Origin of the sequence: Kribbella sp. NPDC050241 (assembly GCF_044459685.1) — a bacterium.
GTDB lineage: Bacteria > Actinomycetota > Actinomycetes > Propionibacteriales > Kribbellaceae > Kribbella.
Genome location: NZ_JBITJE010000004.1, coordinates 528,626 through 549,551, shown reverse-complemented (window position 1 = coordinate 549,551; position 20,926 = coordinate 528,626). Strand labels below are relative to the sequence as shown.

Below are 20,926 nucleotides of genomic sequence, written 5' to 3'. Positions count from 1 at the left end.
CTCAGTCCTCCGTTTCGGGTGCGTCCCCGCCCGTCGGGTCGATGCAGCCGCACGACCCGCGCCGGACCAGCTGGACCGGCAGGACCTCGGTCCTCGCCTCGTCCGCGTCGACCTCGCCCACGCCCAGTTGCTGCACGAGATGGCTCACCGCCGCCCGCGCCAGCAGGCGGAACGGCTGCTGGACCGTGGTCAGGCCCGGCGTCGAGTACATGGCCGCGGCCACACCGTCGAACGACGCGATCGCCAATTCGTCCGGACAGACCAGACCGAGCTCGGCGACGGCCCGCAGTACACCCATCGCCTGCTCGTCGCTGGCCACGAAGATCGCGTCCGGCCGCTCGTCCGCGGCGAGCATCTTGCGGGCTGCGCTGTACCCGGCCTGCCGGCCGAACGGCGCATGCCACAGCGACATCGCATCCGGTTGTATGCCGCCGTCGGCCAGCGCCGAACGCCAGCCGGCGACTCGGTCCGTTGCGGGCATCACGTCCTGCGGTCCGGCCAGGCACGCGATCCGCCGCCGGCCGTGTTCGAGCAGATGCCGGGTCGCGGCGTAGGCACCGCCGCGGTTGTCGACGAGCACGGCCGGCGCGATCCCTTCCACGGCACGGTCGAGTGTCACCCACGGCGTCTTCGCGCGCTGCAGATCCTCCAGGCAGCCCAGCGGACCGTGCGCCGGGACCAGGAACAACCCGTCGACCTGACGAGCCAGGAAGGTCTGCACGTACGTCGTCTGCCGGTCGTCGTCCTCGGACGAGTTGCCGATCAGCAGCGTGTACCCCTCGGCGAACGACTCCTCCTCGATCGCGCGGGCGAGTTCGGCGAAGAAGGGGTTGGCGTTGTCCGGGACGACCAGGCCCAGCGTCATCGTCCGGGCCATCCGCAGCGAGCGGGCGATCCCGTTCGGCCGGTAGCCGAGCTGCTCGATCGCGGCGAGCACGCGCTGCCGCGTCTCCTCCGCGACCCCGCGAGGTCCGCCGTTGAGCACGTAGCTCACGACCGAGGGCGACGTACCCGCCAACCGGGCCACGTCCGAGCGCCGCACCGTCACCGGGCCTCCGATCAACACGAGTTGCGCGGAATCGAGCGGCCAGCATGTCGTGCCGGTCACATCCCGAGCAACACGTGTTGATCCGTCGTGACCCAACCGTGATGAAGGTGGTCTGTCAGCGGCTGCTGTGCGTCGGAGCGGCGTCGAGCGGCGGGTACGGCGAGTCCGGGAGGCCGAGGTTCCGCCAAACGAAGCGCGGGACGCGGGCCAGGAAGCCGCGGAGGAAGTCGGAGCTGTGGGCGATGACCCCATGGCTGTGGGTGCCTGGCGCGAACCAGGCCCAGTCCTCGGTGATCCTGAACGACGCCGGTGGGTTGGCCATCAGGTACTCCATCTGGCGGGGGTGGATCACGTCGTACGCGAACTTGGTGTCCTGGGCGGTGACGGCGAACTTGTCGTTGAAGGCTTCGCTCTCGAAGCTGATGCCGTGGCCGAAGCCGCGCCGGGCGACCTGGATCCATGGCATCCGGGCCGGCAACTGGAAGCCGAGGATCGGCTCGCTGTGGTTCTCGACCACGGTCCGCGTGTGCGTGCGACCCTCGCTGTCCGTGGAGGTCTCGGTGCGAGTGGTCTTCCAGTGGTGCGTGAACGCGACGAACGGCGGACCGTCACCGTCGCGGCCCCGGATCACCTCACTGGTGCTGTGATCGTGGCCGGACCGAGTCACCGGGGTGCCCTGCAGCAGGCTGTCGTCGACGCCGATCCAATACCACTCCGGGTGGTGGTAGAAGGTCAGCCGCGGCGGCTGCTCCGGCTGGATCCACTGGTCCAGCGGTGTGGCATCGATCGCCGCGGCGACGGTGGCCAGTTGCTCCAGCCAGGGACCGAGCAGCTCGACGTCCTTGCGCGGCGGATCCAGAACGACCAGCTGATCGGCGTCGATGCTGAGGTTCACACCCGGTTGGCCCGCGGCAAGCGCGATCAGCCGCTCACACAGCTGCGGCGTCATCACCGCTGCCGCGAACGCCGGGTCCAGTGCGCCGACCTGCCAGCCCTGCCCGAGGTGCGCGGGGGTCTGCATGACGGTCGCTTCGACACCGGACCGCGGCTGCGTCTGACCGCCGGTGATCCACAGCTCCGGCAGCCGGCGAGACAGCGTGACCATCCCGATCCAGCCCGACCAGTACTCCGAGTCGTACTCGATGACCTGGAACGCCCGGCCGGAGCTGGTGAGGCCGATGATCTGATCGTCCGGCTTGCGCCGGAAGCCCATCCCGAACGGCGGATTGCCGAGCCGGCCCACGGCATCGAACGTCGGACTGTTCACGAACGTCCAGCCACGATCCCGCAACGACTTGATGTACCGCTGCCGCCGTACCAGCGCGATGATGCCCCAGATGATCCCGGCCGCACCGACGACCACGACGGACAGTACGAAGATCCCAGACCCCGCCACGTCCACCTCCTTCAGCCCAGAACCCAACCACACGGCCGGGTCCAGCCGCAGGAACGTCTGACGCATCAGCCGCCCGAACCGCTCCGCCGGAACCGGCTCAGTTCGGCAAGGTGGCGGCCGGCTGGGTCAGGCCAGCAGCGGTAGGAGATGGAGGATCGGGGCGCCGAGGGTGCCGAGCCAGCCGGCAAGGGTTTGCAAGGGCTGGACCAGGGCCGCGCCCGCGGAGGCGAGTGAACCCGCGGACAGCAGCAGCCGGGTGAGTCTCTCCAGTGAGCTTGCGGCCTTGGGCCGATCGGGCTCGGGTTTCTGGATCTCGGTCTCGATCTCGCGCACCTCCGCCTCCGCGGCGGCCGAGGTCTGCTGCTCGAGCGGAGCAAGCCGGAGCCCGGCGCGCAGATCGATGATAGCCTGGCGGGCAGCCTCAGGCGTCACCAGTACGCCGTGCTGACCACCGGTGATGTGCTGGTCCCGGCCGACGTTGTTGATGTTGCCGGCCGACTGGTTGCCGATGTTGAAGGTCATCACGCATCCCTCTCAAGGGCCGCGGTACGGCCGTGGCGGCGGCAGTTCCCGGTCGACCCGCTTGCGCCGCGACGTCGCGACGATGTGCAGCACGATCCCGATGATGATCAGCAGGATGCCGAGGGTGTTGATCAGGCCACCCACCAGTGTCGTCAGGAAGCCGTCGCCGAAGTTGTCCGGCGGACCGGTCGAGTCCATCGGCGTATCGATGATCAGCTTGAAGAAGCTGTAACCGCCGGCGTAGGCGATGCCCAGACCGGCCACGAACAGGACGACTCCCATCCAGACCATCCATCGCGCCCTGGTTCTCGTCGCCGCGATCTCACGGAAGAAGCTCTCCCGCTGCTGGATGACCTGCTGCGAGTAGTTGTACTGGTCCCGCCCGACGTTGTTGATCGATTCCGCCCGCTGGTCCCCGATGTCGTAGCGAACCGCCTGCTGCGGCGCCGGTGTCCGATCGCCTTCGTAGCGAAGCCGAAGGCCGGCGAAGGCCACCGTGTCACCGGCGGACAACTGACGCGGAGCACCGATCGGTACGTCGTTCACGTACGTGCCACCGGACGACCCGAGGTCCTCGACGTAGTCCAGACCGCCCTGGCGCCACAGCGCAGCATGCGTTCGGCTCACCTGGATGTCGTCGAAGCGCACGTCGCAACTCGGCAGCCGGCCGACCGTCAACCGGTTCCCGACCAGGCTGATCCGCCGCCCTTGGTCCGACCCCGCACTCTCTACGACCAGGTACGTCGCTCCAGCAGTCGAAGGCCCCAAGTCACCACCCCCGAATTCCAGGAAACCACCCCGAATTCAGGCAGGCAAGAGCCGACGCCGCCACGGTCAGTCTGGGGTCGTCGGAGTTTTTACGTCAAGAGCCCGGAATTAATCTGGGCGGATTAATTCCGGGGTCTTGACAGAAAACGGCGGGACGGCCCAGAGTCCTCCGCATGGCCAAGGACACCGCCGGACCGCTGCGCCTGCTCCGGGAGACCCACGAGGATCGGGTGCTGACGGTGTTACGCACGCAGGGCGCGATGACCCGTGCCCAGTTGGCGGAACGGACCGGCCTGTCCCGGGCGACCCTGTCGTCGATCGTCCAGGAGCTACTGGCGGCCGACGCACTGACCGAGACCGCGATCGACGACAACACCAGTCGCGGTCGCGGCCGCCCAGTGACCCAGCTGACGGTGAACGCCTCCGGCGGACTCGCGCTCGGCATGGATCTCGGTCATCGCCTCATCCAGGTGACGATCGCGAACGTCGCGCACGAGGTCGTCGGCTCGGCCGGCACCGACTGTTCCGAACGCACGCCGTGGTCGAAGCGGCTCGAACTCGCGCTCGACCTGGTCGACACGCTTGCCGCCGACAACGGAATCTCGCTGTCCGCCCTCGCCGGTGTCGGCGTCGGCGTGGTCGGTCCGGTGTCGGAGACCGGCGGCCACCGCCAGCCGAGCCGAGCCACCCGCATTCATCTCGTCCGCGACGGCCTGACCGACCGCTTCGGCGTACCGGTGTACGTCGACAACAACACCCGGCTGGCCGCGCTCGGTGAGGCGATCTGGGGCGCGGGCGCAGGTCTGCAGAACGTCCTGTACCTGCGGCTCTCGTACGGCGTCGGCGGCGGCCTGGTCCTCGGTGGGCACTTGTTCTCCGGTGCCGGCGGCGCGGCCGGCGAGCTGGGCCACATCACCGTCGATCCCCGCGGACCGAAGTGCGCGTGTGGTGGCCGAGGCTGCCTCGAGCGCTACGTCTCGCTCGCCGCGATTCTCGAGCAGTGCGGCGTACGCCGTTTCGACGAGGTACTGGGCCGGCTGGCCGACGGTGATCGCGCGGTACGCGCGGTGATCTCGACGGCCGGTACCAGGATCGGTGAGGTCCTGGCTGCGGCCTGCAACACCGTCAACCCCGAGACAGTGGTCATCGGCGGCGAACTGGCTGCGGCCGGTGCGTCGCTGCTCGACCCGATCCGTGACGCCGTCCGCAAGCACACCCACAACCAGGTGCGGCACGGACTGCGGATCGCTCCGGCCGCCCTGGGCCACGACGACGCGGCGCGCGGCGGCATAGCCCTCGTACTCCGGCGCTCCGCACTCCTGGCCGGCTACCCGGCCGCCCCCGCCGATCCCGCCGAGGCTGCGGCCGCGCGGGACCGGATCCCCGACCTCGGCTGAGCCCTGCCCTGAGGAGGCACTCGCCATGAGCACCTCGACCACGCCCCGACCGCCCCGACCGTCCCGACGCCAACTGCTGCGCACCGCCGGTGGCCTCGCCCTCGGCCTTCCGCTGCTCAACGCCTGCACCGGCGGCGGCGGCCAGAGCGCCCAGAACGCTGGTGCCGATCCAGCCGGCACCAGCGGCCCGATCACCGTCAACTGGTGGGACCAGTTCAGGCCGCTGACCGAGCTGTTCGAGAAGAAGCTGTTCGTCGAGTACCACCAGAAACACGACAACATCACGGTCAAGCGCCGTCAGCTCGATCCCGCCGACCTCGGCCAGGCGCTGCAACTCGCCCGGCGCAGCAAGCAGCTGCCCGACGTCCATTCGACGGCCGGCCTGAGCGGCAGCGTCGCGGCTCTGGTCACCAATGGCTGGTTCCACCCGATCGGCGACTTCGTTGATCTCGGCAACAGTCCGATGAAGGACTACCTGTACGACGGGATCCATCGCTTCGACGGGAAGGTGTACACGTTCCCGGTCTTCAGCGGCCGCTGGCACGACTCGACGACCTGGGTGAACAGTGCGCTGGCCAAGCAGGCCGGTCTGGATCCCGAGCAGTCGCCGGCGACCTGGGACGACTACCGCGCCACGATCCGCACGCTCGACCAGAAGACACCCGACTCGGTGCACGGTCTGCTGCTGCCGATGAAGGACACCGACTACCTGGGCGGGAAGCTGACCGCCTTCGCCCAGATGGCCGGCGCACCCGGCCAGATCGACTGGAAGACCGGTGAGATCGTCGTCGCGAGCGAGCCGTTCATCCAGGCGATGGAGTTCCTGCTCGCGTTGAAGTCCGACGGCGTACTGCATCCCGCGTCCTCCTCCCTGGGTCCGCGAGACGCCCGGGCCCGCTGGGCCGCCGGTGAGGCCGCGCTGTTCCCGTGGGGCCCGTGGTTCATCGGCGGTCTCATGGTCGAGGAGTCTCCGGCCGTCGAGCGCGGCATCAGCGCCTGGCAGATCCCTGCGCCGTCGACGCAACGCGGCACCGTGTACGTCGCGCCCGCGCCGGGCTCGTTCTTCGTGTCGGACCAGGCCAAGAACCCGAAGGTCGCCGCCGACGTACTGCTCCAGATGACCACGCCAGAGTTCGCCGCCCAGTTGGCCACCCGGATGGACCAGCCGCCGATCCTGCTCGACTCGGTGGACAAGGCCGATGTCCATCCGGCGTACAAGAAGAACGTCTCGTTCTTCCAGCAGGACGTGCGGATCGCGCCTGTGCCGGAGGTCCGGAACGGCGGTGTGGCGAAAGCCCTGGCCGAGATGCGCGACGTGCACCCGAGCCCCGGTGAGATCGTCCAGGCCGTGCTGACCGGCTCGACCAAGGACTACAAGGCCGCGCTCCAGCAGTACGCCGACAAGGCCACGAAGGAACGCAAGCGCGCGATCGACGCGGCGAAGAAGAAGGGCGCCGAGGTCAGCGAGGACGACTGGGTCTTCGGCAACTGGCAGCCCGGTCAGGACTACACCCAGGCCAGCTACAAGTGACCCTCACCACGGAGGCACCAGTACGACGGAAGCCACCGGCGCCCGCGCCGAAACGGCGTACCGTCTGGCGGCGGATGCGGGACGACTGGTGGATCTACCTGTTCCTGTTGCCGACGGTGGTCGGGTACGGCCTCTACACGGTCTATCCGCTCGTCGCCAGCTGGTGGTACGCGTTCCTCGACTGGCCCGGGTTCGCCGACGTCGGTACGTTCATCGGCTTCGCGAACTTCGAGCTGCTGTGGGCCGACGACCTGTTCTGGAACTCCTTCCGCAATTCGCTCGTGTTCCTGGCGATCGCAGTGCCGCTGCGGGTCGGTCTGGCGCTGCTCCTCGCGATCGTGCTGAACCGGCGGAGTACGCCGTTCCGCGGACTCTTCCGGACCCTGCTGTTCCTGCCGGTCGTGACCACCGGCGCGATCGTCGGCGTCGTGTTCACGCTGATCCTGGACGCCGGCGGGCCGGTCAACCTGGCGCTGGTGAAGTCGGCGCTGGTGGACAGCCCGGTCGACTTCCTCGGCTCGTCCGGGCTGTCGCTGTACAGCGTGATCGGTGTCTGGGTGTGGAAGTGGCTCGGCATCACGCTGATCTACTGGCTGGCCGCGCTGCAGACGATCCCGAACGAGCTCTACGAAGCCGCGCGGATCGACGGCGCCGGCAACTGGAAGGAGTTCCGGTACGTCACCCTGCCGCTGCTGCTGCCGTTCCTGGTGGTGATCACGCTGATCGACATGGTCGGGGCACTGAACGTCTTCGACCTGGTGATGACGCTGACCGGCGGCGGTCCCGCGTTCTCCTCGGAGGTGGTCGAGGTCTACATCTACCGGACCGCGTTCGGAGCCACTGTCCCGCAGCTCGGGTACGCCTCGGCCGCGGCTGTCCTGTTCGGGCTGCTGACGATGGCACTGGCGATCGCCCAGGCGCTGGGGATCCGGGCCGCTCGGCGGGCGATGGCATGATCGCGACCAGAAGCTCCCGCTGGCTGATCGGCACCGGGCTAGCGCTGCTCTGTGCCGTCTGGATCTACCCGTTCCTCTGGCTGGTCTCCGGTTCGCTGAAGACCAATCCGGAGATCTTCGGCAAGGGCCTGAACCTGTTGCCTGAGGCGCCGGTCTGGGAGAACTACAGCCGGGCCTGGTCGGAGGTCGGGTTCTCGTCGTACATGCTCAACACCGTCCTGATCACGCTGGGCACGGTTGCCCTGGTGATCATGCGCAGCGCGCTGGCCGGCTATGTACTCGGGCGGTACGACTTCGTCGGCAAGAAGGTCCTGATCGGCGTCTTCCTGGTCACCTTCTTCCTGCCGGAGGGCTACACGATCATCCCGGTCACGCAGCTGACCGATCAGCTCGGTCTGCTCAACTCGCACCTCGGTGTCGTCCTCGGGCTCGGCGCGGGCGGTCACGCAGCCGCGACGCTGCTGTATGCCGGGTTCTTCCGGACCATCCCGAAGGACCTCGAGGAGTCGGCCCGGATGGACGGCGCCGGACCGCTCACGGTCTTCTTCCGGATCATGCTGCCGCTGGCCAAGCCGATCACGGTCAGCGTGTTCATCCTGCAGTTCCTCGCCGCGTGGAACGCCTACCTGCTGCCGCTGGTGTTCACGCTCAGCCATCCCGAGCTGCGCACGCTGGCGGTCGGCATGTCCGCGTTCGTCGGGGAGAACGACACGGACTGGGCCGGGATGGCCGCGGCCGCCGTACTGTCGCTGGCACCGGTCGTGGCCGTGTTCGTCGTACTGCAGCGGCAGTTCGTCGAGAGTTTGGCCGGCGCGGTGAAGCAATGATCCCTAGCTCTGGAGACCGAGTGCCGTCGAACATCCTGCTCCTGATGACCGACCAGCACCGCCTGGACACCCTCGGCTGCTACGGCAACCGGGTGTGCGAGACCCCCGCTCTGGACGGGCTCGCGGCCGCCGGCACGCTGTTCACCAACGGCTTCACCCCGACCGCGATCTGTACTCCGGCCCGGGCCACGCTGCAGACCGGCGTACTCCCCTACAAACACACGCTGCTGGCGAACTATGAGCGCAACGTCGGCTATCGCGAGGAGCTCGACGACACGTTCCCACCTTTCTCGTCCTTGCTCGGCGAAGCCGGCTATCAGCTCGGCCACGTCGGCAAGTGGCATGTCGGCAAGGTGAAGGGACCGAAGGACTTCGGGTACGACGGTGCGCACTACGCCGGCTGGGGCAACGCGGTCCAGCACCCCGACTACCTGCGGTATCTGGCGGAGAACGGCTATCCCCCTTTCGCAGTGCACTCCCCTGTCCGCGGCACCTTCGCGAACGGGGAGCCCGGCAACCTGCTCGCCGGCATCCTCGACCAGCCGGTGGAAGCCACCTTCGAGTACTTCCTTGCCGAGCGCACCATCCAGCAGCTCCGCCGGTACGCCGAGGACGGACGGCCGTTCTACCTCGGCTGCAACTGGTTCGGGCCACACCTGCCCTATTTGTTGCCTGAGGCGTATTACCACCGCTACGACCCGGCTGATGTCGAGCTGCCGGTCTCGATCGCGGAGACCTTCGCCAACAAGCCCCGGGTACAACAGCACTACTCCTCGCACTGGACGTTCGACAGCCTCGGGCCGGACACCTGGCGCGAGCTGATCGCGGCGTACTGGGGTTACGTGACGCTGATCGACGAGCAGGTCGGCCGGATCCTCGCCGTACTCGACGAGCTCGGGCTGGGCGACGACACGGCCGTGTTCTTCACCGCCGACCACGGCGAGTTCACCGGGTCGCACCGGCTGCACGACAAGGGTCCGGCGATGTACGACGACATCTACCGGATCCCTTTGCTGGCAAGGATTCCGGGGAACCCGCCCGCTCGGACCGAGGACGGATTCGCCACCCTCACCGACCTCACTCCGACCTTCCTCGAGCTCGCCGGACTGCCTGTCCCGGAGTACTACCAGGGTCGGTCGTTGCTGCCGCTTGTCGCGGGCGACCGCCCCGCCGACTGGCCGGATGCCGTGGTCGCGGAGTTCCACGGCCACCACTTCCCGTACCCGCAGCGGATGATTCGGACCGACCGCTACAAGCTGATCGTGAACCCCGCCGACGGCAACGAGCTCTACGACCTGGGGACCGACCCGCACGAGTTGCAGAACCGCTACGAGCACCCCGAGCTGGCCGGCGTACGGCGTGAGCTGATGGGCCGGCTGTACGCGACGCTGCGGGATCGCGGCGACAACTTCTACCACTGGATGACGTCGATGTTCGAAGTCGGCGCGAAGACCTACGACACCGCTCTCAGCGCCCTGGACGAGGAGAACCCGCACCCGTGACGACCACAGCGACCATCGACATCCACACCGGCCGGCGCAGCACGATCGACCCGCTGATCTACGGCCACTTCCTGGAGTCGGCGTTCTTCGGCAACATCGACGGCGGCGTCTTCGACGAAGGCTCACCCCTGGCGTACGACGATCCGGACGCGCGCAACGGACTGCGCCGCGACGTCGTCAAGCTGTGCCGCGAGCTCGGCCTTCCGGTGGTCCGCTGGCCGGGCGGCAACTTCACCTCGCCGTACCACTGGGAGGACGGGATCGGGCCGCGCGCCGAGCGGCCGCGAAGGCTCGAGCTCGCGTGGGGCGAGGAGGAGGACAACCACTTCGGCACCGACGAGTTCCTTGCCTGGTGCGCCGAGGTCGGCACCGAGCCGTATCTCGCGCACAGCTGCCGCGACGTCGACGACGCGGTCCGCTGGGTCGAGTACACCAACTACGCCGGCGACACGACGTACGCACGGAAGCGTGCCGCCAACGGCCACCCGGATCCGTACAAGGTCAAGTACTGGGGTCTCGGCAACGAGGTCTACGGCCGCTGGCAGATGGGACATCGCTCCGCCGAGGCCTATGCTGCCGACGCCACCGAGCACGCCCGCTTCATGCGCGCCGTCGACCCGTCGCTCAGGTTCGTCGGGGTCGGCCTCACCGACGACCGGCGAGGCTGGACCGACACCGTCCTGAAGGCGGTCGGGAACCAGATCGACTACCTGTCCTTCCACCTCTACGGCGCGACCACCCAACTGGTCGACGGCGACACCGAGTACGACGCGATCGTCGCCCAGGCGCAGTACTTCGAGCAGCAGATCCAGACGTACGCCGATCTCGTCGCCGGCCTGGCCGCGCAGCACGGAATCGAACGGCCGCTGGGTCTCGCGCTGGACGAGTGGAACATCCGTCACGTCGAACCCGACACCTGGCCCGAGCCACAAGCCTCGGACGACGGCGGCACGATCGAGCGCGACGTCGACGGGCTCTCCACCGAGCGTTGTCGCCGAGTCAATCGGTGGAGCCCACGCACCCTGGCGGATGCGCTCTTCTACGCCGGTGTCTTCCACGCACTGCACCGCGCGAGCGGACACGACGTACCCGTGACGATGGCGAACACGGTCAACCTGCTCAATGCCAACGGGGTCGTTGTCGCTCGGCCGGGTGGCGCGGTGCGGGCCGCGACGTACCACGTGTGGGACCTGTACCAGAACCACCTCGGCCCGGTCGCGTTGACCGCCGACGTCCGGTCATCCGGGCGGCTGGCCGCCGTACGGCAAGGGGATGCACGCGACGCCGCCGACGAGTTCCGCACGCGCAGCGGCACTGTGCCCGACCTCGACGTCTCGGCCACGCAGACCGAGGACGGCCGCTCGCTGCGGCTGGCCGTGATCAACCGCCACCGTACGGCGACCATCCGCGCCGACCTGAGGCTCGACGGGCGCGCCGAGGGTTTGCCGACGCGAGTCGCCGTCCGAGATCTCGGCGTGGACGTGGACGACGTACTGGCCTCGAACACCCTCAGCAACCCGGACAACGTCGCCCTGAGAGATCGCGGCGTCCTCGACCTGACAGACGCCGCCTACGACTTCCCACCCCACAGCATCACCCTGCTCTCCTTCAACCTGATCTGAACCCGGAGGGCCGGGCACGCCGATCGCGCAGGTCCGGGAGGTCGATGTCACCTGAGGCTAGGCAGCGGCCGCTTCGAGGATGCACATGCGGGTGCCGGTGTCGATGACCTGCTTGAGGTGGAGGCCGGCGGCTGCGAACAGGGCGGCATACCCCGCTTCATTGCGTTCCCGTCCGCCCAGGAGAACGAGCATGTTGAGGTCTGAGAACGCGGACACCACCTCGTGGCCGGGCCGGTCCAGGACGAGCTCGACGACGAGGACGACGCCGCCGGGGTTGAGCGTCGCGGCGCACGTTCGGAGGATCTCCACGCAGCGGTCGTCCGGCCAGTCGTGCAGGATCGACTTGATCAGGTACGCGTCCGCCGGCGGCACCGCCTCGAAGAAACTGCCGGCCATCGCTGACCATCGCGATGCGACCGCTTGGGTTCGCGGCTCCTTCGCCACAACATGCGGCAGATCGAACACCACACCGTGCACGTGCTCGTGCTGGTTCAGTACGGCGTCCAGCAGGATCCCCTGCCCTCCCCCGACATCGACGACCTTGCTCACCCCGGAGAAGTCGTACGCCGAGGCGACCGACTTCCCGACGTACCAGCTCAGCGCCGTCATGTTGTCGTTGAAGATCACGTTGTACTCGGGATGCTTCTGCCGGTGAACCCAGACATCGACACCCTGCAGGTCCTCGAACGCGTTCTCACCCGTGCGCACGCTGTGAGCGAGGTGACCCCAGGCCGACCACAGCGCCGGGTCCTGCTGCATCCGGGCCAGCGGTCGCAACGTCCCCGGTACGTCGGACCGCAGCCGCTCACCCATCTCGGTATTGGAGTACGTCCCGTCCTGCTCGGCGTACACCCCGACGGCCACCAGTGCCCGCAGCAGCCGCCCCAGCGTTTCCTCGTCGGCCTGGACGACGGCCGCCAGCTCGGCAACCGTGCGCCGCTCCCCCGCCAATGCGTCGGACACTCCCAGCTCCGCCGCCACACTGAGCGCCGCAGCAACCCGGAAGCCCGTCACCATCTCCTGCAGATCATCCATACCGCTGATCATGCGCCTGTTTCGGATGAAGAGTCCCTGGTCGTGACGATCAGAGGCATGCCAGGGTGTTCAACCGGCGCGAGCAGGCGTCCACAACGGCAACGGTGGAGATCTGCGTCGTCACCAGACGTCGCCTGCGAAGGGGACACCCATGAGCACACCCGAACCGACTACGACGACAGGTCCTGGATCCGTGTCCTCGGCTCCGCACCTGCCGGAGGGCTTCACGGACACGTTCACCAGCCGGATCATCGATGCCGGCGGATTGCGCCAACATGCGGTCGTCGGGGGCACCGGTCCGCCACTGCTACTGGTCCACGGCTGGCCGGAAAACTGGTACGCCTGGCGTGAGGTGATGCCGGCACTGGCCCGGGACTTCACCGTGATCGCCGTCGACCAGCGCGGCATCGGGCTGACCGAGAAGACCAGGGACGGCTACGACACAGCCACACTGGCCGCTGACCTGGCCGCGCTGATGGATGCGCTCGGACACGAACGGTTCGCAGTGGTCGGGCACGACACCGGAATGATCATCGGCTACGCGCTGGCCGCCGACTACCGCGACCGGGTCGAGTCCCTCGCCGTCGCCGAAGTGCCCGGACCACCCGGAGTGGTCGACTCTCCGCCCCTGTTCGTTCCCGACGTGATCAACGACAAGCTCTGGCACATCCCGTTCAACCGCGTCGACGACGACCTGATCGTCGACATGGTCAGCGGGAACGCGGACGCCTACTACCGCTACGAGTTCGCCATCCAGGGCGGCGGGACAACACCGCCCGAGCACGCCATCGAGTACTACGTCAGCCTGTACAACCGCGACAAGGACGTACTGCGCGCCAGCTTCGGGTTCTACCGCGCATGGCAGGCCACCATGGGACAGAACATGCAGCGCAAGGAGCACAAGCTCACGATCCCCGTGCTCGGGATCGGCGGCGAGAACAGCTGGGGTCCGCACGTCGCGGAGGGCATGGGGCCCGCCGCGAACGACGTACAGAGCGTGGTCATCCCCGGTTCCGGCCACTGGGTCGCCGAGCAGGCTCCCGAGCAACTGCTCGAGGCGCTGACAACATTCCTGGCCCCGTACCGCGACGCGGCGCGCGTCGCCGCGGTGTCGTAGGTCGTCATGTTCCAAGGTCAGCAGTTGCCCTCCTTCGGCGGGGCTACCGGGTGGCTCAACTCCGAGCCGCTCGGTCCCGCCGATCTGAAGGGCCACGTCGTTCTCGTCGACTTCTGGACGCTGACGTGCATCAACTGGCTCCGCACCGTGCCGTATGTGCGGGCCTGGTCCCAGGCGTACTCCGGCGACGGGCTGATCGTGATCGGAGTGCACACGCCGGAATTCGAGTTCGAGCACGAGACCGATCTGGTGCGGCAGGCGGTCAAGGAGCGGGGGCTCGACTACCCGGTTGCCCTCGACAACGACTACGGGGTCTGGAGCGCCTTCGACAACCACTACTGGCCGGCGCTGTACTTCGCTGACGATCGCGGGATGATCCGCGATCATCACTTCGGCGAAGGACGCTACGTCGAGTCGGAGCGCACCATCCAGCGGCTTCTCGGCATCGAGCGCGAACCGGTGGCGGTGGTCGGCACCGGCGTCGAGGCGCCGGCGGACTGGACCCAGCTGCGCACGCCGGAGACCTACCTCGGCTACGGGCGGGGCGGGCGGTTGCCGGGCGGCGCCGGACTCGACGACCGCCAGGAGTACCAACTGCCGGAGCGCCTCGCCTTCAACAGTTGGGCTCTCGGCGGCCGGTGGACAGTTCGGCCCGAGTTCGTCGTACTGGACGAGCCCGGGGGGAGGATCGCCTTCCGGTTCCAGGCGCGAGACGCACATCTGGTGCTGGCTCCGGGCGCATCGGATGCGGTCCTGTTCCGCGTGCTGCTCGACGGCGAAGCGCCCGGCCGATCACACGGTGTCGACGTCGACGAGGACGGGAACGGCGTACTGCGCGAGGGCCGCATGTACCAGCTCGTGCGCCAGGACGACGCCGTCCTCGAGCGGACCGTGGAGATCAGGTTCGACGAGGCCGGCGTCGAGGCGTACGTGTTCACGTTCGGGTAGCGTCAGCCTTCGACGAGTTGCTGGCCACCGTCGATGTCGACGGTGGCGCCGGTGATGGCCGTGTTGATCATCAAGTGGATCGCCAGGTTGGCGATGTCGGCCGGACCGACGACCCGGCCGATCGGAAGTGTGGTCCGGAGTTGCTCACGACGGGCGTCCAACTGGTCGCCGAGGATCGTCGCCGACAGCGGAGTGTCGACGAAGCCGGCCGCGATCAGGTTCACCCGGACCGGCGCCAACTCGACGGCCAGGTTCCTCGTCAGGGCTGGCCCCGCGGCTGTCAGCGACCCGATGGAGGCGAGGCCCGGCGCCGTCCGGCGGCCGCCGGTGCCACCCATGAAGAGCAACGACCCGCCTGGACGAACCCGGGTGGCCGCGTGGCGGGCGACGTGCATGGGCAACAGCAGGTGCGCTTCGAGGTCACGGCGTACCGCGTCGAAGTCCATGTCGGCGACCAGCCCGTAGTACGGACCGGGGCCGGTGACCAGAACGTGGTCGATCGGGGTGGGCAGGTCGCCGAAGAAGGTCTCCAACTGATCGAAGTCGGTCGCGTCGAACGCGGCGACATCCGCCCCGAGCTCCTTGCCGGCCTGCTGGAGACGTTCCGGTGAGCGCGCCGTGATGATCACGCTGGCGCCTTCGGCCCGCGCGAGTCGGGCCGTCTCGAAGCCGATGCCCAGGCTCCCGCCGATCACCACGACCGTCTGCCCGTCCAAGATCTTTTCCGTCATCGTTCCTCCATCTGTGCGGGCCTTAGGATCCGGCGCCACGAAGCGCGTCGCGGAGATCCCGGCGGGAGCTGATCGCGAGCTTGGCGAAGACCTTGCGAAGGTGCCACTCCACCGTGCGAGGGCTCAGGAACAGGCGAGCGCCGACCTCCGGATTGGACAGGCCGTCGCGCGCGAGCAGGGCGATCTGCTTCTCCTGGGGCGTCAGCTCGTCGCGCTTCGTCCCGACCCGCCGTTTGCGGACCGTCTCGCCGGTCGACAGCAGTTCGCGCCGGGCTCGTTCGGCGAACGCCTCCATGCCGATCGCGGTGAGCAGCTCATGCGCGGTGCGTAGCTGGCGTCGCGCGTCGACGCGGCGACGATGGCGGCGGAGCCACTCGCCGTACAGCAGGTGTGTGCGAGCGAGCTCCGGTCGCAGGAGCGTCCGCTTCAAGCGATCGATCGCCTCCTGGTACTGGCCTTCGGCGACAGAGCCCTCGCTCAGCAGTGCACGCGACCGCGCCGCGAGTCCGAGCGCCCAGTCCGTGCCGGCCGCCGCGGTCGCATCGACCAGTCGGTCGAGAGCGCCGGCCGCGAGATGCTGCTCACCGCTGCGGGCGCCGGCCTCGATGAGCTCGGGCAGTGCCCAGGCAGAGAGGAAGAGCTCCGGCGTGTCCGCACAGGCCTGGCGGGCCGCGGCCAGTGCCTGTGGGTAGCGACCGAGTCCGTTGAACAGGATCGACGAAGCCCACTGCGAGTACTGGACGCCGATCCCCTGTCCACCATCCGCCGCGTCCTGGGCGGCGGATGTGATCAGCGCGGTCGCCTCGGTCTGGCGTCCGCGCAGGGCTGCGAGGAGCATGGCGCCGTACGGCGCGATCCGGGTCTCGGTCGCGTCGGTGACGGCATCGATCTCCGCGATCACGGCATCGGCTTCGGTGAAATCACCCCGCCAGGCGACCTGGATGGCGTGTGCGGTCAGGTCGATCGGCAGCCGCGCCAACGCGCCGGCATCGCGGGCCAGCCGCAGTTGGCGAGCGTTGATCGTGTACCAGCTCTCGTCGTCCCAGAGCACGTTGGATGGCACCGTGGTCAACCATCCCCAGCGGAAGTTGTCCGCCGGGGACAGATCCTTGGCGGCGAAGGCGTCGGTGGCGCGCCTGAGCATCGGCGCGGCGACCGTACGTCCTTCGGTGACCAGTTGCGCCAACCCGTCCAGCAGCAGATCGGAGGGACGCGGAGCGTCGGCGGGCGGGAGTGCTCTGGCTGCCCGCGACGCCTCGAGCAGACTGCCGGCGGTGGCCAGCCGGCCGGCGAACAGCGCCGCTCCCCAGGCGTCGAGGTAGGTCTCGCGGGCGAGGTCCAGCTTGAACGGCTCGAGTTGCTTCGCAGCCTTCAGCAGCAGTGGAGGCGCGTCGCTGCCGTGGCCTGAGGCGAACGCGATCTGACCGCGCAACAGATCGGCCCGCGCACGCTGGAACTCGTCCAGTACTCCGGTCTCCGCGGTCGTCAACAGCCCGAGCGCCGCATCGAGCTCTCCGGCCTGGAGGCTGACCTGCGCGGCTGTCAGTGCGCGCTCCGCACGTCGTTCGAGCTCTGCCGTCAGCGCGACCGAACGCTGCAGGAACGCGGCTGCGGCGGCGAGCCCGCCGCGGGCCTGCGCGCGACCCGAGGACCGTTCGAGCTCGGCGGCCACTGCCTCGTCCGGTCCCGCTGCCGCGGTGCCCAGATGCCAGGCCCGGCGGTCGGCGTCGATCCTCGCGTCGGTCATCTCGGCCAGCGCGGAATGCACGGCGCGGCGATCCTGTGGCGTCGCGGACCGGTACACGGCTGAGCGTACGAGCGGATGCCGAAACGCCACCCGATCGCCGATCACCAGCAACTCCTCTGCCTCGGCATCGACCGCCGCCGAGTCCCCTACGCCCAGTCGTTCGGCCGCTCGCCAGACGAGTAGCGGGTCGCCGACCGGCTCCGCCGCCGCGACCAGGAGGAGCAGCCGGGTCGGCTCGGGGAGCGCGGCGATCCGCGCCAGGAAGCTGTCCTCGATCCGCCCGGACAACGCCTGTGTACCGAGCAGCCCGAAGCCGCCCGCCAACTGAGCCACGGTCAGCCCTCGCGGCAGCTCCAGCAACGCCAGTGGATTCCCGCCGGTCTCGGCCACGAGGCGGTCCCGGACGCTCGCGTCGAGTCCGAACCGGACGGCCGACTCCAGCAGGGCCCGCGCCTCGTCGCTGCGCAGGCCGGCGACCTCCAGCTCCCGCAACGCCCGCAGTTCCACGCCGGACCGACGCGTTGCGAACAAGACACCGATCGGCTCAGCCATCAGCCGTCGCGCCACGACTCCCAGGACCTGGGCCGACGCCCGATCCAGCCATTGCGCGTCATCCACCACACACAGCAGCGGCCCCTCCTCCGCCAACTCGGAGAGCAGGCTCAGTACGGCGAGTCCGACGAAGAACCGATCCGGTGGCCCGGCGTTGCTCAGGCCGAAGACCGTGGTCAGCGCATCACGCTGCGGAGCGGGAAGCCGGTCCAGACGGTGCAACATCGGCGTACACAACTGATGCAACGCCGCGAACGCCAGTTCCATCTCCGACTCGACGCCGACCACCTGGAGCACCCGCAGATCCGAGGCTCTCGTCATCGCGTAGCCCAGGAGCGCCGACTTGCCGACCCCGGCCTCGCCGCGCAGTACCAGCGAACGCCCCTCGCCCGAGCGAACAGCGGAAATCAGCTCGTCCAACACTGCGCACTCGGAGCGGCGACCGCGCAGTCTGTCTGGCCCTCCCCAGAAGGACGCACCCTCGTCCTTCACCTGCATCGCCCGCCCCTCCCCGGCCCGCCCCGCAACTTTTCCAGACTAGGTGCGCCCCGTTGGCCTGGCTACAGCCCTCAGTGATCCCGTACGCTCGTGCGTCCGGGCGGCAGGGGGCCGCCGGTGGGGGGAGTATTCATGCACGTCCAGGGAAGTCTGACGATCGACGGCGTCCTGGCGGTGCCGATCGAGGCGTACACGTTCTCGGTGACCGGCGCCGTCGCGGTCGCGACCGGCAAGTCGCGGATCTATCTCGAAGACGCGTACGTCGTCGAGACCGTCCGGGCCGCGGTGAACACCGCACCGACCGGCGCGGCGCTGGTGGTCGACCTGAACAAGAACGGCACGACGATCTACACGGATCAGGGGAAGCGGCCGAGCATCGCGGCCGGGACCAACACCGACGCCGGCGACACTCCCGACGTCACCACGCTGGCCGCCGGTGACTACCTCACCGTCGATGTCGACCAGGTCGGATCGACGGCTTCGGGGGCCGACCTGACGGTGACCGTCCGGGTCCGCCGGGCCGAGTAGACCGTGGCGCAGGCAGCGGGCTACACGTTCAACGCGGACACGGTCGACGGCACGACGGTACGAGACGTCGCCGGCTACTTCCTGCCCGGCACGATCCTCGGATCGGCGACGCTCGTTCCGGCCAGGTACGGCGACGGCCTCAACTGCACCGGCGGCGCACTCCATGTGGTCGTCCGGCCACCGAGAGCCGGAGAGGACTTCTACCCACTCAACACCGACGGCGGACTGTCGGTTGCCGCCTGGGTCCGACTCGGCAACACCACGGCCGCACCCCGCTGCATCGCGTCCGCGACCAGCAGCGGCACCCTCAACTGGGCCATCTACGCGTCGAACTCCAGCGGCAACGTGGAGGCGAGGATCGCGGGCGCGACGTACAGCACGACGACGAGCATCCGCGACGGCGAGGAGCATCACGTCCTGGTCGTGTACGACGCCACGCCGGCCACCGACACCGTGACGATCGCCGTCGACGGTGTCGAGGTCCTGTCGGTCAACGCCACGGCCGCCTTCACCTACTCCGGCACCGAGGTCGTCATGGAGGCCGGGCGGAACACACTCACCGGCACCGAGGCCCTGAACGGGATCATCGACGACCTGCGCTGGTGGAACGATCCGGTCGAGGACACGTACTGGCCGACTCTGATCGCCGCCGAGCAGATCGACTTCCAGCTGGCGATCTATCCGTTCGACCACGACACCGCCGAAGACTTCGGCACCTACGGCCGCGACCTCGCAGTCGCTCCGTCGGCGAGCTTCACCACCGGCCTGTACGGGCGAGCCCTGGTCTCCGCAGCGACCGCAGCAGGCGTGACAGGGGCGATCAACTTCCCCGATTGCGACCGACTCGCCATCTCCGGCTGGCTCCGCCTCGACACCGCACCGACCGGTACGGCTGCTCCGATCCTGGCCATCAACGATGCCCTGGGCAACGGACGCGTCCGTGTCGTCGTGAACACCGCGCGAACCGTCACCGCTACCTGGACCACCATCGACGACGGGACCGTCTCGGTGACCAGTACGGCGACCTTGACGGTCGGCCAATGGACCCGGTTCCTGTTCGCGATCAACCCGACGTACGTGCAGGTCCGGCTCGAGGACGCGCAGGAGACGGTGAGCATCGGCGACGGCGTCCCGCACGTGACACCCGCGATCGACGGACTCGACACGCTGTACGTCGGTGGCGACGCGAGCGCCGGCGGCCAGGTCTCGTACGACTACCTGACCTTCACGAAGAACTTCCTCGCGGAGCTGACCGCGGGGTACTGGAGTGGCGCACCGGTCGCCACGCCGTACCGCCCGGAGAATGTGGCCCGCGGCATCTACCACTTCAACGAGAACGCCGGGACGCTGGTCGACGACAAGTCGCCGTCCGGCAACGACCTCACGCTCACCGCGGCCGGGTCCTGGGTCACCGGCATCCAGGGGTCCGCCCTCGGCTCGAACGGCACCGGGCCGGGTGCCTCGAGGACGACCCTCACCTGGCCGGCATCGCCGCCGGGCTGGGCGTTCTCGGCGTGGGTGAAGTGCCGATCCGGCAGCAGCGGCGCCCGGTTCCTCGTCCTGCGGAGCAGCAGCGCCGAGGTCGCGCACGCCGGCCTCCTGGACGGAGTGTTCTGGGTGCGGCTGTTCGGCGCGAGCGGCACCACCGGCATTCTCAGTTCGGCCCGGGGACCGATCGCCGCCGAGACCTGGACGCATGTGGCGGCATCGTGCGACCAGAAGGCGATCCGGTTCTTCCTGGACGGCAAGCCGTTCACGATCGAGCCCTACTCGGCGGGTGCGCTGCTGCAACCGACGGAGCTGAACGTCGGCGGCGACAACCCGGACTCGTCCGTGGCCGACGTCGACGACCTCCGCCTGTTCGACTCCCCGATCAGCGCGGCCAACATCCGGTGGCTTCACCAGAACACCGGCCAGTACTACGACGCGGCGCCCGCCACCTTTGCCGCCTGGGGCGTACCTCTCTAGGGCTGGTTGCCCACCAGGTCGAGCGCGAGGTCGACGTACAGGTGGGCGACCTCCTCGGGGGTGGACGGTCCGCCGGCCTGGAACCACTGGGACAGCGCGGTGCACAGGCGGAGTTGGCGCGCACGCCGGTGTTGCCGGTATGACGATCCGCTATCGCAGCAGCCGCGGGGCGGCGTACATCACGCTGGCCCGGCCGGATCGGCGCAACGCGCTCGACCTCGACACCCTGTAGG

General features: G+C 68.7%; 18 protein-coding genes. 10 read left to right on the top strand and 8 right to left on the bottom strand.

Annotation, left to right across the window (positions count from 1 at the left end; genetic code table 11):
* Nucleotide 1 precedes the first annotated feature (1 nt).
* From ACIBG5_RS22775 to ACIBG5_RS22760, 4 genes are all read right to left on the bottom strand, one after another.
* Nucleotides 2-1,048, bottom strand: a complete 1,047-nt coding sequence (locus tag ACIBG5_RS22775) for a LacI family DNA-binding transcriptional regulator (protein WP_396393474.1) — start codon at nt 1,046-1,048, stop codon at nt 2-4.
* Nucleotides 1,049-1,163: 115 nt separating this feature from the next.
* Nucleotides 1,164-2,444 (bottom strand): hypothetical protein, encoded by a 1,281-nt coding sequence (locus tag ACIBG5_RS22770; RefSeq protein ID WP_396393473.1) that lies wholly within the window; start codon nt 2,442-2,444, stop codon nt 1,164-1,166.
* A 126-nt stretch (nt 2,445-2,570) separates the two neighbouring features.
* A complete protein-coding gene (locus ACIBG5_RS22765) occupies nt 2,571-2,966 on the bottom strand; it encodes a hypothetical protein (protein WP_396393472.1) in 396 nt (131 codons plus the stop codon).
* A gap of 12 nt (nt 2,967-2,978) precedes the next feature.
* Nucleotides 2,979-3,734 (bottom strand): FHA domain-containing protein, encoded by a 756-nt coding sequence (locus ACIBG5_RS22760; RefSeq protein ID WP_396393471.1) that lies wholly within the window; start codon nt 3,732-3,734, stop codon nt 2,979-2,981.
* Between the two features lie 173 nt (nt 3,735-3,907).
* Here ACIBG5_RS22760 and ACIBG5_RS22755 point away from each other — a divergent pair, with 173 nt between their 5' ends.
* The 6 genes from ACIBG5_RS22755 to ACIBG5_RS22730 all read left to right on the top strand — a co-directional run bounded on the left by ACIBG5_RS22755 (nt 3,908) and on the right by ACIBG5_RS22730 (nt 11,569).
* Entirely contained in the window at nt 3,908-5,131 is a 1,224-nt protein-coding gene (locus ACIBG5_RS22755; protein ID WP_396393470.1) for an ROK family protein, read from the top strand.
* 25 nt (nt 5,132-5,156) lie between these two features.
* The gene (locus tag ACIBG5_RS22750) at nt 5,157-6,662 is read left to right on the top strand and encodes an ABC transporter substrate-binding protein (protein ID WP_396393469.1); all 1,506 of its coding nucleotides are present in this window, start codon (nt 5,157-5,159) and stop codon (nt 6,660-6,662) included.
* A 74-nt stretch (nt 6,663-6,736) separates the two neighbouring features.
* Complete coding sequence (locus ACIBG5_RS22745) at nt 6,737-7,618, top strand: carbohydrate ABC transporter permease (protein ID WP_396393468.1); 882 nt, start codon at nt 6,737-6,739, stop codon at nt 7,616-7,618.
* On the top strand, nt 7,615-8,445 hold the full coding sequence (locus tag ACIBG5_RS22740; protein ID WP_360447553.1) for a carbohydrate ABC transporter permease: 831 nt from the start codon (nt 7,615-7,617) through the stop codon (nt 8,443-8,445). The genes ACIBG5_RS22745 and ACIBG5_RS22740 overlap by 4 nt, the downstream gene beginning before the upstream one ends.
* Nucleotides 8,442-9,947: a sulfatase-like hydrolase/transferase gene (locus ACIBG5_RS22735; RefSeq protein WP_396393467.1), complete on the top strand. Its 1,506-nt coding sequence runs from the start codon at nt 8,442-8,444 to the stop codon at nt 9,945-9,947. The genes ACIBG5_RS22740 and ACIBG5_RS22735 overlap by 4 nt, the downstream gene beginning before the upstream one ends.
* On the top strand, nt 9,944-11,569 hold the full coding sequence (locus ACIBG5_RS22730; protein ID WP_396393466.1) for an alpha-L-arabinofuranosidase C-terminal domain-containing protein: 1,626 nt from the start codon (nt 9,944-9,946) through the stop codon (nt 11,567-11,569). Before ACIBG5_RS22735 ends, ACIBG5_RS22730 begins: the two co-directional genes overlap by 4 nt.
* 57 nt (nt 11,570-11,626) lie before the next feature.
* Here ACIBG5_RS22730 and ACIBG5_RS22725 read toward each other — a convergent pair whose 3' ends face one another.
* The gene (locus ACIBG5_RS22725; RefSeq protein WP_396393465.1) at nt 11,627-12,604 is read right to left on the bottom strand and encodes a methyltransferase; all 978 of its coding nucleotides are present in this window, start codon (nt 12,602-12,604) and stop codon (nt 11,627-11,629) included.
* Between the two features lie 151 nt (nt 12,605-12,755).
* Here ACIBG5_RS22725 and ACIBG5_RS22720 point away from each other — a divergent pair, with 151 nt between their 5' ends.
* Nucleotides 12,756-13,721, top strand: coding sequence for an alpha/beta fold hydrolase (locus ACIBG5_RS22720; RefSeq protein ID WP_396393464.1), 966 nt, complete (start codon nt 12,756-12,758; stop codon nt 13,719-13,721).
* 6 nt (nt 13,722-13,727) lie between these two features.
* Nucleotides 13,728-14,669, top strand: a complete 942-nt coding sequence (locus tag ACIBG5_RS22715; protein WP_396393463.1) for a hypothetical protein — start codon at nt 13,728-13,730, stop codon at nt 14,667-14,669.
* Nucleotides 14,670-14,671: 2 nt separating this feature from the next.
* Here ACIBG5_RS22715 and ACIBG5_RS22710 read toward each other — a convergent pair whose 3' ends face one another.
* Together ACIBG5_RS22710 and ACIBG5_RS22705 are read right to left on the bottom strand one after the other, a co-directional pair.
* Complete coding sequence (locus ACIBG5_RS22710; protein ID WP_396393462.1) at nt 14,672-15,400, bottom strand: SDR family oxidoreductase; 729 nt, start codon at nt 15,398-15,400, stop codon at nt 14,672-14,674.
* Nucleotides 15,401-15,422: 22 nt separating this feature from the next.
* Complete coding sequence (locus ACIBG5_RS22705; RefSeq protein ID WP_396393461.1) at nt 15,423-18,197, bottom strand: AAA family ATPase; 2,775 nt, start codon at nt 18,195-18,197, stop codon at nt 15,423-15,425.
* A 132-nt stretch (nt 18,198-18,329) separates the two neighbouring features.
* On the opposite strand from ACIBG5_RS22705, the gene ACIBG5_RS22700 reads away from it, so the two are divergent.
* Nucleotides 18,330-18,725, top strand: a complete 396-nt coding sequence (locus ACIBG5_RS22700; protein ID WP_396393460.1) for a hypothetical protein — start codon at nt 18,330-18,332, stop codon at nt 18,723-18,725.
* Nucleotides 18,726-18,728: 3 nt separating this feature from the next.
* A complete protein-coding gene (locus ACIBG5_RS22695; protein ID WP_396393459.1) occupies nt 18,729-20,693 on the top strand; it encodes a LamG-like jellyroll fold domain-containing protein in 1,965 nt (654 codons plus the stop codon).
* Here the strand turns inward: ACIBG5_RS22695 and ACIBG5_RS22690 are convergent.
* Entirely contained in the window at nt 20,690-20,800 is a 111-nt protein-coding gene (locus tag ACIBG5_RS22690) for a hypothetical protein (protein ID WP_396393633.1), read from the bottom strand. The genes ACIBG5_RS22695 and ACIBG5_RS22690 overlap by 4 nt on opposite strands.
* Nucleotides 20,801-20,926 lie beyond the last annotated feature (126 nt).

What these genes read in the sequence shown, in the direction of transcription:
- ACIBG5_RS22705 (WP_396393461.1), bottom strand. Translation starts at nt 18,197, where the DNA reads ATGCAGGTGAAGGACGAGGGTGCGTCCTTCTGGGGAGGGCCAGACAGA.
- ACIBG5_RS22725 (WP_396393465.1), bottom strand. Translation starts at nt 12,604, where the DNA reads ATGGATGATCTGCAGGAGATGGTGACGGGCTTCCGGGTTGCTGCGGCG.
- ACIBG5_RS22715 (WP_396393463.1), top strand. Translation starts at nt 13,728, where the DNA reads ATGTTCCAAGGTCAGCAGTTGCCCTCCTTCGGCGGGGCTACCGGGTGG.
- ACIBG5_RS22700 (WP_396393460.1), top strand. Translation starts at nt 18,330, where the DNA reads ATGCACGTCCAGGGAAGTCTGACGATCGACGGCGTCCTGGCGGTGCCG.
- ACIBG5_RS22755 (WP_396393470.1), top strand. Translation starts at nt 3,908, where the DNA reads ATGGCCAAGGACACCGCCGGACCGCTGCGCCTGCTCCGGGAGACCCAC.
- ACIBG5_RS22720 (WP_396393464.1), top strand. Translation starts at nt 12,756, where the DNA reads ATGAGCACACCCGAACCGACTACGACGACAGGTCCTGGATCCGTGTCC.
- ACIBG5_RS22735 (WP_396393467.1), top strand. Translation starts at nt 8,442, where the DNA reads ATGATCCCTAGCTCTGGAGACCGAGTGCCGTCGAACATCCTGCTCCTG.
- ACIBG5_RS22740 (WP_360447553.1), top strand. Translation starts at nt 7,615, where the DNA reads ATGATCGCGACCAGAAGCTCCCGCTGGCTGATCGGCACCGGGCTAGCG.
- ACIBG5_RS22745 (WP_396393468.1), top strand. Translation starts at nt 6,737, where the DNA reads ATGCGGGACGACTGGTGGATCTACCTGTTCCTGTTGCCGACGGTGGTC.
- ACIBG5_RS22710 (WP_396393462.1), bottom strand. Translation starts at nt 15,400, where the DNA reads ATGACGGAAAAGATCTTGGACGGGCAGACGGTCGTGGTGATCGGCGGG.
- ACIBG5_RS22750 (WP_396393469.1), top strand. Translation starts at nt 5,157, where the DNA reads ATGAGCACCTCGACCACGCCCCGACCGCCCCGACCGTCCCGACGCCAA.
- ACIBG5_RS22765 (WP_396393472.1), bottom strand. Translation starts at nt 2,966, where the DNA reads ATGACCTTCAACATCGGCAACCAGTCGGCCGGCAACATCAACAACGTC.